This window comes from Mycobacterium sp. E3298 (assembly GCF_001666895.1).
Classification (GTDB): Bacteria; Actinomycetota; Actinomycetes; order Mycobacteriales; family Mycobacteriaceae; genus Mycobacterium.
In genome coordinates this window covers 1-10,774 of the sequence record NZ_LZJB01000258.1, presented here as the reverse complement: position 1 = coordinate 10,774, position 10,774 = coordinate 1, and the positions used below count along the sequence as shown (strand labels likewise).

General features: G+C 67.6%; 11 protein-coding genes and 2 pseudogenes. 4 read left to right on the top strand and 9 right to left on the bottom strand.

What is annotated here, in order from left to right; all coding sequences use genetic code 11:
• A pseudogene (locus A9X05_RS31025) lies at nt 1–145 on the bottom strand (diacylglycerol kinase); the annotation flags it as partial.
• Nucleotides 146–255: 110 nt separating this feature from the next.
• On the opposite strand from A9X05_RS31025, the gene A9X05_RS12040 reads away from it, so the two are divergent.
• Entirely contained in the window at nt 256–1,155 is a 900-nt protein-coding gene (locus tag A9X05_RS12040; RefSeq protein ID WP_067755240.1) for an alpha/beta hydrolase, read from the top strand.
• On the opposite strand, the gene A9X05_RS12035 is transcribed toward A9X05_RS12040, so the two are convergent.
• Nucleotides 1,152–1,775, bottom strand: a complete 624-nt coding sequence (locus A9X05_RS12035; RefSeq protein ID WP_067755243.1) for a TetR/AcrR family transcriptional regulator — start codon at nt 1,773–1,775, stop codon at nt 1,152–1,154. The two genes, A9X05_RS12040 and A9X05_RS12035, sit on opposite strands and share 4 nt — an antisense overlap.
• 164 nt (nt 1,776–1,939) lie before the next feature.
• Between A9X05_RS12035 and A9X05_RS31020 the strand changes: the two genes are divergently transcribed.
• The gene (locus A9X05_RS31020; protein WP_007167223.1) at nt 1,940–2,065 is read left to right on the top strand and encodes a hypothetical protein; all 126 of its coding nucleotides are present in this window, start codon (nt 1,940–1,942) and stop codon (nt 2,063–2,065) included.
• A 66-nt stretch (nt 2,066–2,131) separates the two neighbouring features.
• Here A9X05_RS31020 and A9X05_RS12030 read toward each other — a convergent pair whose 3' ends face one another.
• The 4 genes from A9X05_RS12030 to A9X05_RS12015 all read right to left on the bottom strand — a co-directional run bounded on the left by A9X05_RS12030 (nt 2,132) and on the right by A9X05_RS12015 (nt 5,663).
• The gene (locus tag A9X05_RS12030) at nt 2,132–3,556 is read right to left on the bottom strand and encodes an NAD(P)(+) transhydrogenase (Re/Si-specific) subunit beta (protein WP_067781600.1); all 1,425 of its coding nucleotides are present in this window, start codon (nt 3,554–3,556) and stop codon (nt 2,132–2,134) included.
• On the bottom strand, nt 3,553–3,882 hold the full coding sequence (locus tag A9X05_RS12025) for an NAD(P) transhydrogenase subunit alpha (RefSeq protein ID WP_007167221.1): 330 nt from the start codon (nt 3,880–3,882) through the stop codon (nt 3,553–3,555). Before A9X05_RS12025 ends, A9X05_RS12030 begins: the two co-directional genes overlap by 4 nt.
• Nucleotides 3,883–3,891: 9 nt before the next feature.
• Complete coding sequence (locus A9X05_RS12020) at nt 3,892–4,974, bottom strand: Re/Si-specific NAD(P)(+) transhydrogenase subunit alpha (RefSeq protein ID WP_067755253.1); 1,083 nt, start codon at nt 4,972–4,974, stop codon at nt 3,892–3,894.
• Between the two features lie 227 nt (nt 4,975–5,201).
• Entirely contained in the window at nt 5,202–5,663 is a 462-nt protein-coding gene (locus tag A9X05_RS12015) for a nuclear transport factor 2 family protein (RefSeq protein ID WP_067755348.1), read from the bottom strand.
• 240 nt (nt 5,664–5,903) lie between these two features.
• Between A9X05_RS12015 and A9X05_RS12010 the strand changes: the two genes are divergently transcribed.
• Both A9X05_RS12010 and A9X05_RS12005 read left to right on the top strand, forming a co-directional pair.
• The gene (locus A9X05_RS12010) at nt 5,904–7,124 is read left to right on the top strand and encodes an acyl-CoA dehydrogenase family protein (RefSeq protein ID WP_067755350.1); all 1,221 of its coding nucleotides are present in this window, start codon (nt 5,904–5,906) and stop codon (nt 7,122–7,124) included.
• Nucleotides 7,117–7,941, top strand: a complete 825-nt coding sequence (locus A9X05_RS12005) for a tyrosine-protein phosphatase (protein ID WP_067781597.1) — start codon at nt 7,117–7,119, stop codon at nt 7,939–7,941. Before A9X05_RS12010 ends, A9X05_RS12005 begins: the two co-directional genes overlap by 8 nt.
• On the opposite strand, the gene A9X05_RS12000 is transcribed toward A9X05_RS12005, so the two are convergent.
• The 3 genes and pseudogenes from A9X05_RS12000 to A9X05_RS31635 all read right to left on the bottom strand — a co-directional run.
• The gene (locus tag A9X05_RS12000; protein ID WP_067755260.1) at nt 7,938–8,801 is read right to left on the bottom strand and encodes an SDR family oxidoreductase; all 864 of its coding nucleotides are present in this window, start codon (nt 8,799–8,801) and stop codon (nt 7,938–7,940) included. The genes A9X05_RS12005 and A9X05_RS12000 overlap by 4 nt on opposite strands.
• A gap of 53 nt (nt 8,802–8,854) precedes the next feature.
• Nucleotides 8,855–10,282: an aldehyde dehydrogenase family protein gene (locus A9X05_RS11995; RefSeq protein WP_067755262.1), complete on the bottom strand. Its 1,428-nt coding sequence runs from the start codon at nt 10,280–10,282 to the stop codon at nt 8,855–8,857.
• A 129-nt stretch (nt 10,283–10,411) separates the two neighbouring features.
• A pseudogene (locus A9X05_RS31635) lies at nt 10,412–10,774 on the bottom strand (SAM-dependent methyltransferase); the annotation flags it as partial.

Here is a 10,774-nt window from a genome sequence, read left to right as displayed (position 1 = left end):
CGCAGAGTTCACCGGCGTCCTTGCCGACCTTCTCCGGGGTGGACACGCACACGCCCGTCAGCTCGAACTGCGGATTGGTGATCAGCTCGGCCAGGGCCAACCCTCCGACGTTTCCGGTACCGACATGCGCGACGCGGATCGCCATGAGAGTCTCCGTCCGTTGAGCGCTCCAAACGTTTCTAGACAGTAGTCCATAAAATCTTTGCCGCATACCGGCGGACGGGTCGCGATCACCCGGGGCAGAATGGCTGGCTGATGACACAACGCGAAGACGTCCGATTCCCCTCCGGTGGCGATCTGATCAGCGCCTGGCTCTACCGGCCGGAGGGCGGAGAACGCGCGCCCCTGCTGGTGATGGCGCACGGCCTGGGCGGGGTGCGAACCATGCGGCTGGACGCGTACGCCGAACGGTTCAGCGCGGCCGGGTACGCCTGCCTGGTGTTCGACTACCGCAACTTCGGCGACAGCGAGGGCCGGCCCCGCCAGGTGCTCGATGTCGGACTGCAGCTCGCCGACTGGGCGGCGGCGGTCGCCTACGCGCGCACCCTGCCCGGGATCGACCCCGACCGAATCGCGTTGTGGGGCACCTCGTTTGCCGGCGGCCACGTGATCGCCACGGCGGCCCGGCTGCCGGGCATCGCGGCCGCGATCGCCCAATGCCCCTTCACCGACGGCATTGCGTCGGCGCGCACCATCAGCAACCCGCTGGTCTTCGCTCAAGTCGGTCTGCTGGCGGCGCGTGACCTGCTGGCCGCCCGGATGCGCAAGCCCCCGGTGATGGTGCCGACGGTCGGGAGACCGGGCGACGTCGCGCTGATGACCACGCCCGACGCCTACCCCGGCTACCTCAGGCTCGTCCCCGCGGGTGAGGAACTGACCAACGAGGTGGCGGCCCGCATCGCGTTGACGATCATGGCCTACCGTCCCGGCCGCGACACCGCGAAGATTCCCTGCCCGATCCTGTTCTGCGTGTGCGAAGCCGACTCGGTCGCACCGGCGGCGCCGACGTTGCGCTACGCGGCCAAGGCCCCGCGCGGCGAGGTCAAGCTGTACCCCGAGGGCCATTTCGCGATCTACGTCGACGAGGCGTTCGAGCGTGTCGTCGCCGACCAGCTCGCCTTCCTCGACAGACACCTCAAGGGTGTGAGTCCTTAGGGACCGAGCGGGGAGCTCGTGCGGATCGCTTCGTCACGGATCAGGCCGCGCAGCAGCGCGGTGCTGAATTCCGCGGCGATCTCCTTGGCGCTGCGACGTCCACTGGGGCGCAACCACCGGTAGGCACCGAGTGTCATGCCGATGTAGCCGAGCGCCAGGACGTGCGAATCGCACTGGTAGAACTCGCCGCTGGCGATCCCCCGATCGATGAGGCCGTGGACGTGTTCGTAAACCTGGGTCTCCTTCTCGCGGACCGCGGCGACCTGCTCCTCGGAGAACCACTCGGTGATGTAGGGCTGCTCCTGGAAGTAGACGGCCGCGCCCTCGGGGTTGGCGGCGATCTGGTCCAGCAGCCGCACGGTGTACTGATACAGCGCCTCGCGGGCGGTCATCGACGGATCGTCGTGAACGGCGGCCAGCGTCCGCTCGGCGGCCTGCTGGTAGATGTCGTACAGGATCAGGGACTTGCTGGCGTAGTAGTGGTAGACCGTCGCCTTGTTCAGGCCGATCACGTCCGCGACGTCGTCCATCCGGGTGCCGTGGTAGCCGCGCGCGGCGAACAGCTTGGTGGCGACAGCCAGCAGCTCCTCGCGTCGCGTTAGTCCGTTCTCGGATGGCATCTGCCCTCGCTATCGTCACTGCCGGGCGGGACCTAGGGTGCCGGGCAAGGCCAATTATCAATCAACTGGTTGGACAGTTTAGGCAAACGCCAGGTGTCGCCCCGACACGGATGGGACTAGACTCGCTGTCACAAAGCTCAAGTCGCGACTGGAGGGGTGGCCTCATGGATCCGAGTCCGGACTACGACGCTAGCGACGAGATCGAGTTCTTCTTCCGCTACGTCCCGTGGGGGCTGCGCGGGGTGGTCGACGGCAACGGCTACCCGCCGCCCGCCTACCCGCCCGTCTAGCGACCCTGGTGGCGACCCGCAGCGCCCGGTTCCGCCGCGCTCGCGATCGCCACGGCCGTCTGGCCCTTAAAGCGCCTTCAGTTCCTCGGCGACCTCGGTCACCGACTTCTTCGCGTCCCCGAACAGCATCGTCGTGCCCTCGGCGTAGAACAGCGGGTTGTCGATGCCCGCGAACCCGGAGTTCATCGACCGCTTGAGCACGATCACCGACTTGGCCTTGTCGACGTTGAGAATGGGCATGCCGTAGATCGGACTGGATTGCTCGTTGCGCGCCGCCGGGTTGGTGACGTCGTTGGCGCCGATGACGATCGCCACGTCGGTGCGGGCGAACTCGTCGTTGATGTCGTCCATGTCCTTCATGGCGTCGTAGTCGACCTCGGCCTCGGCCAGCAGCACGTTCATGTGGCCGGGCATGCGGCCGGCGACCGGGTGGATCGCGTACTTGACCGGGACGCCCTTGTCCTCCAGCAGCGACGCCATGTCCTTGACCGCGTGTTGGGCCTGCGCGACCGCCAGACCGTAGCCGGGAACCACGATCACCTGGTTGGCGTAGGCCATCTGGATCGCCGCGTCGGCGGCCGACGTGGCCTTGACGTGCTTGTCGCCGCCGCCGTCCCCACTGGGCGCGACGCCGCCGCCGCCGAAGCCGCCCGCGACGATCGCCGGGATGGAGCGGTTCATCGCCTTGGCCATGAGGTTGGTCAGGATCGAACCGGAGGCGCCGACGATCATGCCCGCCACGATCATCGCGGTGTTGTTCAGCGCCAGGCCGGCCGCCGCGGCCGACAGCCCGGTCATCGCGTTGAGCAGGGAGATGACCACCGGCATGTCGGCGCCGCCGATCGGCAGCACCACCATCAGGCCGAGCACACCGGCGGCGGCCAGCAGGCCGATCATCCACCACAACGGCACCCCACCGGTGCCGGGATGCGCGTGCAGGCCGATGACCACCGCGGCGGCCACCGCGGCGGCCAGCAGCAGCAGGTTGATCGGCTGTTGCGCCCTGCCGAAGCCGATCGGCGCCCCGGAGATGATCTCCTGCAGCTTGCCGAACGCGATGATCGATCCCCAGAACGAGATCGAGCCGATGATCGCGGCGAAGAGCGACGCCACCACGATGTGCACGGTCGGCGACTCCCCGTGCTGGAAGGCCGAGAAGCCGCTGGTCTCAATGAATTCCGACAGCGCGATCAGCGCGACGGTACCGCCGCCCACGCCGTTGAAGAAGGCCACCAGCTGCGGCATGGCGGTCATCTTGGTCAGCCGGGCGGGCGGAACGCCGAGCACCACGCCCACGACCAGGCCGGCGATGATCAGCACCCAGGACTCGGTATGGCGGATCTTGATCAGCGTCGCGCCCACGGCGATGGCCATGCCGACCGCGGCGATCAGGTTGCCCCGCACCGCGGTCTTGGGCCCGGTCAGGCCCATCAAGCCATAGATGAAGAGGGCGAACGAGATGATGTAGAGGACGGTGACCAGGTAGTTCATTTCGCCGCCAGGTCTTCGGTCTTCACGGGCACGGCCTTCTTCTTGCCCTTGAACATCCCGAGCATCCGGTCGGTGACGATGAAGCCGCCGATGACGTTGAGCGTCCCGAACACCACCGCGACGAACAGGATGATCTGCACCGCCAGCGAGGGGTGCTCCACCTCGCCGAAGACCACCAGCGCCCCCAGCACCACGATGCCGTGAATCGCGTTGGTCCCCGACATCAACGGCGTGTGCAGGGTGTTGGGCACCTTGGAGATGACGGCGAACCCGACGAACCCGGACAGCACCAGGATCGCCAGATTGGCCAATAACTCGTCGTACATGTAGTCCTCTCAGGCCCGCGTGACACAGGAGGCCGCAACGACCTCGTCGTCGAAGTCGGGGGCCAGCTTGCCATCGGTGATCAACAGGTCCAGTAGCGCCGTGATGTTCTTGCTGTACAGCTCGCTCGCGTGCTCGGGCATCGTCGCCGGCAGGTTCAGCGGCGAGGCGATGGTCACGTCGTGCTTGACGACCGTCTTCCCGGGCTCGGTGAGTTCGCAGTTGCCTCCGGTCTCCCCGGCCAGGTCGACGACGACGCTGCCGGGCTTCATCGACTCCACCGCCGCGGCGGTCACCAGGCGCGGCGCGGGACGCCCCGGGACGAGCGCGGTAGTGATCACGACGTCGAACCCGGCGATCGCCTTCTCCAGCGACTCCTGCTGCTCGGCGCGTTCGGACTCGGTGAGCTCGCGGGCGTATCCGCCCTCACCGGCCGCGTCGATGCCGAGGTCCAGCCACTGCGCCCCCACCGAGCGGACCTGGTCGGCCACCTCCGGGCGCACGTCGTAACCGGAGGTGCGCGCGCCCAGCCGCTTGGCCGTCGCAAGCGCTTGCAGGCCGGCCACCCCGACGCCGAGCACCAGCACGCTGGCCGGCTTCACGGTGCCGGCCGCCGTGGTCAACATGGGGAAGAACCGCGTCGACTCCGACGCGGCCAGCAGGACGGCCTTATAGCCGGCCACGTTGGCCTGCGACGAGAGCGCGTCCATCACCTGGGCCCGCGAGATGCGCGGAATGGCCTCGAGTGCGAACGCCTGCACCCCGGCCTCGGTCAGCGCGCCGATCGAGTTGTCGGCGTTGCGCGGTGCCAGGAACCCGATGAGCGTCTGCCCGCGGCGCAGCCTGCCGACCTCTTCTTTGGTCGGCGGCGCCACCTTCACGACGATGTCGGCGGTCCAGGCGTCCCCGATGCTCGCGCCGGCCTCGGTGTAGAGCTGGTCGGGCAGCAACGCCTTTTCGCCCGCCCCCGACTCGACCACCACCGCCACACCGCTGCTGATCAGCGACGCCACCGCCTTGGGGACCAGCGCGACCCGTCGTTCGTCGGCCCCGGACTCCGCGACCACCCCTACCGTCGTCTGCGCATCTGTCATGGCGCGTACATCTGCTTTCCCGTTTCCTGCCGTTTGGATGTGCCGCTGGCTGGCCGCACGCTTCGCTACCTTAACGCCTGCCGGTTTTCGGCCCGGACGTGCGATCGACCGGGGCGGGATGCCCCCGAGCGGCCGATCGACTCCCGTCGATGGTTCGTCACCCGAGGCGCACGCAGTACCGGCCGCCGTGTTGTGGAGTCACACCAAGGCGTTGTGGCCGCGGCGGGTTACCAGAGCGGGATGTCCCGGCCGTGCTGGTCGGCGGGCCGCGGGCCAAAGTAGCGGCGCTCGGACTCGTCGATGCGCACGTCGTTGATGCTGGCCTCGCGACGCGCCATCAACCCCGACGGGGAGAACTCCCACAGCTCGTTACCGTAGCTGCGGTACCACTGGCCGCCCGCGTCGCGGCATTCGTATTGGAACCGAACGGCGATGCGGTTGTCGTGAAAGTCCCACAAGCTTTTCCGCAACGCGTAGTCGAGCTCGCGCTGCCACTTACGGGTCAGGAACGCCACGATCGCATCGCGGCCGACGACGTGTTCGTCGCGGTTTCGCCACTGCGAGTCGGGCGTGTAGGCCAGGCTGACCTGGTGCGGGTCGCGCGTGTTCCACGCGTCCTCGGCGGCCTGCACCTTCTGCAGCGCCGTCTCGTAGGTGAACGGGGGTAACGGCGGACGGGACTCGGTCATGGCGTCCATGGTGCTCGACGGCAATCGCGACACATAAACGTCTGCGACGACACGCCGCAGCCGAACGCAATGGGTTATGTCTCGCGGACCCGCGACCACTCGCCCTACCGCGAGGCCGCAACCACGCACACCCGTCGCGGCGTGCCGTGTCCGAGGTTTCAGTGTCGCGCGGGTGAACCAAAGCACTCGCCATATGGGCCCACCCCACACGTGTCCTATCGTGGCGGCATGGACTTCGCGATGTCGGACAAAGCCAACGACTACCACAAGCGACTGTCCGACTTCATGACCGAGTACGTCTTCCCGGCCGAGGCCGACTACGAGAAGTACCGGCACGAGGCCGGCCCGAACGATCACACCGTCCCGCCGATCATCGAGGAACTCAAGACCAAGGCCAAAGCGGCCGGGTTGTGGAACCTGTTCCTGCCCGCCGAGTCGGGCCTGACCAACCTCGAATACGCGCCGCTGGCCGAGCTCACCGGCTGGAGCCTGGAGATCGCGCCGGAGGCGCTCAATTGCGCGGCACCGGATACCGGCAACATGGAGACCCTGCACCTGTTCGCCACCGAGGAACAGCGCAAGCAGTGGCTGGAGCCGTTGCTGGCCGGCGAAATCCGCAGCGCCTTCTCGATGACCGAGCCCGCGGTCGCCAGCAGCGACGCGCGCAACATCGAGACGTCCATCCTCCGCGACGGCGGGGACTACGTGATCAACGGGCGCAAGTGGTGGACGTCCGGCGCGTCGGACCCGCGCTGCAAGATCCTGATCGTGATGGGGCGCACCAACCCCGAGGCGGCCAGCCATCAGCAACAGTCGATGGTGCTGGTGCCCATCGACACCCCCGGCGTGACCGTGGTCCGCTCGACCACCGTCTTCGGTTACCAGGACCAGCCCGGGCACTGCGAGATCATCTACGACAACGTCCGGGTGCCGGTCACCAACCTGCTCGGCGAGGAGGGCGGCGGCTTCGCGATCGCCCAGGCCCGGCTGGGACCGGGCCGCATCCACCACTGCATGCGCGCACTCGGTGGCGCCGAACGCGCGCTGGCCCTGATGGTGGACCGCGCCAGCAAGCGGGTGGCATTCGGCCGCCCGCTGGCCGAGCAGGGCGTGGTTCGGGAGGCAATCGCTAAGTCGCGCAACGAGATCGACCAGGCCCGCCTGCTGTGCCATAAGGCGGCGTGGACCATCGACCAGCACGGCAACAAGGCCGCCCACACGCTCGTCTCGCAGATCAAGGCGGTGGCGCCGCAGGTGGCCTGCGACGTGATCGACCGCGCGATCCAGGTGCACGGCGCCGCCGGGGTCAGCGAGGACACGGTGCTGGCCCGGTCGTACGGCTGGCACCGGGCCATGCGCCTCTTCGACGGCCCCGACGAGGTGCACATGCGGACCATCGCACGCGCCGAACTCGGCCGGGAGAAATCTCCGCTCGCTGCGGCGGTCACCTCGCATGACTGACACGCTGCGAGAGCTGTCCGGCGCGTGGAACTTTCGCGACGTCGCCGACAGCGCCGGCGGGTTGAAACCCGGACGGCTGTTCCGCTCCGGTGAGCTCAGCCGCCTCGATGACGAGGGACGGGACACGCTGCGCCAGTTAGGGATTACCGACGTCGCCGATCTGCGTGCCGCGCGCGAGGTCGCCCGGCGCGGCCCGGGACTGGTTCCCGACAGCGTCGAAATCCATCTGCTGCCCTTCCCCGATCTCGGCGACGAGGAGCCAGACGACGATGACGCGCCGCACGAAACGGCGTTTCGACGGCTGTTCCAGGGCGATCCCGACCAGTCGGACGAAGAGGTCAACGAGGCCGCCGTCCGCCACATGACCGACGAGTACCGCCAATTTCCCACCCGCAACGGGGCGCAACGCGCTGTGCGGCATGTCTTTTCGTTGCTGGCGGCGGGGCGTCCAGTGCTCACGCACTGCTTCGCGGGTAAGGATCGCACCGGTTTTGTGATCGCCACCGTGTTGGAGACGATCGGCATCGACCACGACACCATCGTCGCCGATTACCTGCGCAGCAACGCCGCGGTGCCCCAACTGCGCGAACACATCTACGAGATGATTCAGCATCGCTCCGACGTCGAATTGACGCCGGAGGTGGTCACGTTCACCAAGGCGCGGCTGGCTGACGGTGTGCTTGGCGTGCGTCCGGAATACCTGGCTGCCGCGCGCGAGACGATAGACGCACGGTTCGGCTCGCTGAACGCCTACCTGCTCGATGCAGGCGTCACGCAGGCGGACATCGACCGCCTGCGTGACCAACTGCTGGTCTAACCCAGCTTGAAGTTCGCCTGCTTGGCCGCCGACAGGTCGTCGATCTCCGACCAGTGCGCGGCGACGTCCTCGACTGACGGCGGCTTGTCGAAGTTGGCGCCCTCGTTCTGGAACAGAGCCACCCGCTGCACCTTGCCTCCGCCGACGACGAAAACCGAAGCGGAGTTGGGGTTTTCCTCGGTGCACAGGTAGGCCACCACCGGCGCGACGTACTCGGGCGTCAGCTTCTCGAGCACCTCCTTGGGCAGGATGTCCTCGGTCATTCGGGTGGCCGCGATCGGCGCGACGGCGTTGGCGTGAATGTTGTACTTCGCGCCCTCCTGGGCCAGCGTGTTGATCATGCCGACCAGGCCGAGCTTGGCCGCGCCGTAGTTGGTCTGACCGAAGTTGCCGAACAGGCCGCTGGTGGAGGTGGCGACGACGACCCGGCCGTAGCTCTGCTCCCGGAAATGCGGCCACGCGGCGCGCAGCACGTTGTACCCGCCGTAGAGGTGGACCTTGAGCACGGCGTCCCAGTTGTCGTAGGTCATCTTGTGGAACGTGCCGTCGCGCAGGATGCCGGCGTTGCTCACCACACCGTGGATGGCGCCGAACTCGTCGAGCGCCGTCTTGATGATGTTGGCCGCGCCGTCGGGGTCCGCGACGCTGTCATAGTTGGCGGCCGCGCGCCCACCCGCGTCCCGGATCTCCTTGACCACCTCGTCGGCCATGTTGTGGCCGGCGCCCGTACCGTCGCGCGCACCGCCGAGGTCGTTCACGATGACGCTGGCGCCCTCCCGGGCAAGGGTCAGGGCGTATTCACGGCCCAATCCCCCACCGGCTCCGGTGACGACGATGACGCGATCCTGCACTCCGGGCATCAGGTTCCTCTCTACGATGAAAACGAGCGTCTAGCAAGCGATTTGGAGCAGTGTCAGAACATCCTGCGGGCCATCTTCATGGCACGCTCGGTGTACGGCGGGTAGATGAAGCTCGACAGGTCGGGCCGGGTCGGCTTGGTCAGCACCGACTTGCGGTGACTGAACTCCTCGAAACCGTACCGGCCGTGATAGGCGCCCATACCCGACGCCCCGACCCCACCGAACGGCAACTTGGCCGTCGACACCTGGAAGGCCAGGTGGTTGACCAGCATGCCGCCGGCCGGCACTTCCTTGATTACCCGCTCGCGGGTCTCCCGGGTCTTGGTGAACAGGTAGGCGGACAGCGGCTTTGGCCGCGCGTTGATGAAACGTATTGCCTCGTCGAGGGATTGGACGGTCACCACCGGCAGCACCGGCCCGAAGATCTCGTTCTGCATCAGCGGGCCGTTCGGGTCGGGGTCGACCACCACGGCGGGCTGGATGCGCAGACTCGAGGCATCACAGGCCCCGCCGACCGCGACCTTGCCGTCCCCGCTGGCGAGGTAGCCGCTGATCCGGTCGAATTGACGTTGATTGACGATCCGCATCCCGTTGGGTTTGTCCGCCGTGAACTTCGCGATGGCGGCACCGATCTTGCTCACCAGCTCGTCGCTGATCTTGGCGTCCGCCAACACATAGTCGGGCGCGACGCAGGTCTGGCCCGCGTTCAGCAGCTTCATCCACGCGATCCGCTTGGCGGCGACATCGACGTCGGCGTCGGCCGCCACGATCACCGGGCTCTTGCCGCCGAGTTCGAGCGTGCACGGGGTCAGGTGGGGTGCGGCCCCCTCGTACACCTTGCGGCCGATCTCGGTGCCGCCGGTGAACAGCAGTCGGTCGAGGCCCTGCGCGATCAGCTCCTGGCTGACCGACCCGTCGCCCTCGACCACGGCGATCGCATCGTTGTCGAGGTACCTGGGCACCAGTTCGGCCATCAGGTGCGCGGACGCCTCGGCGATCTCCGAGGGCTTGAGGATGACGGCGTTGCCGGCGGCGATCGCGCCGACGGCGGGCCCCAGGGTCAGGTAGAACGGGTAATTCCACGCGCCGATGATCAGCACGGTGCCGTAGGGTTCGTATTCGATCCAGCCACGGCCGGGCAGCTGCGGCATCTCGAGCAGCTGGTAGCGGCGCCGCGTCCACCTGCGCACTCGCTTGGCCGCAAACTTCGCCTCGCCGGCGGTGGTCGCGATGTCGGCGATGAACGCCTCGAACGGGCTGCGGTCCAGGTCCTTGGCGAGAGCGTCCGCGATGGCCGCCTCGTTCTCTTCCATCAGCTTCGCCAGCTGCAGCAGCTGCCGCTTGCGCCACTCGATGTCGCGGGTGCGCCCCGTCGCGAACGTCTTGCGGAGCCGTGCCACCGTTGCGGGAACGTCTACCTGCTGAGCGGTCGGCGCGCCGTTGGTGGCGGATGTCTTGGGTGTAACCGATTCGGTGGTCATCGTCGTCCTTCCCCTGCTTCGGTCATCCCGGGCGCGCCCGCTGCTCGTCGCACAAGCGCTCATGGGTGATAACCGCGATCCTAACCATCCGGTTGGGAGAGCAGTTAGAAAGGATCTGGCTGCGGCCGGTCAGGGTTTGGTGGCGGTCACATAGGTGATCACAAACGGCCGGCCATCGGGCTGCGGCGGCCGTCCCAGCCGGAGCGCCTCTTCGTGCCCGTCGACCACCCCGGTGATCCAGCCGTGCGCGGTGAACCAGTCCGCACAGTCGGGCCTCTCCCCGTCCTCGAACCACAAGTCGAAAGGATTGAAAGAGGTGTCTTGGCCGCGCGCTTCGCGCTTGGCGCGCAATTCGGCAAACCTCGCCTCCGCTTCCCGGCGCCTCTCCGGGTCGATGCCGAAGTCTTCGACCGAGACCTGGCTGCCCGATGCGCTCAGCCCGTCGATAGCGACGAACAGGGCTTCCTGCGCCGCCACCGGCAGGAACGGCAG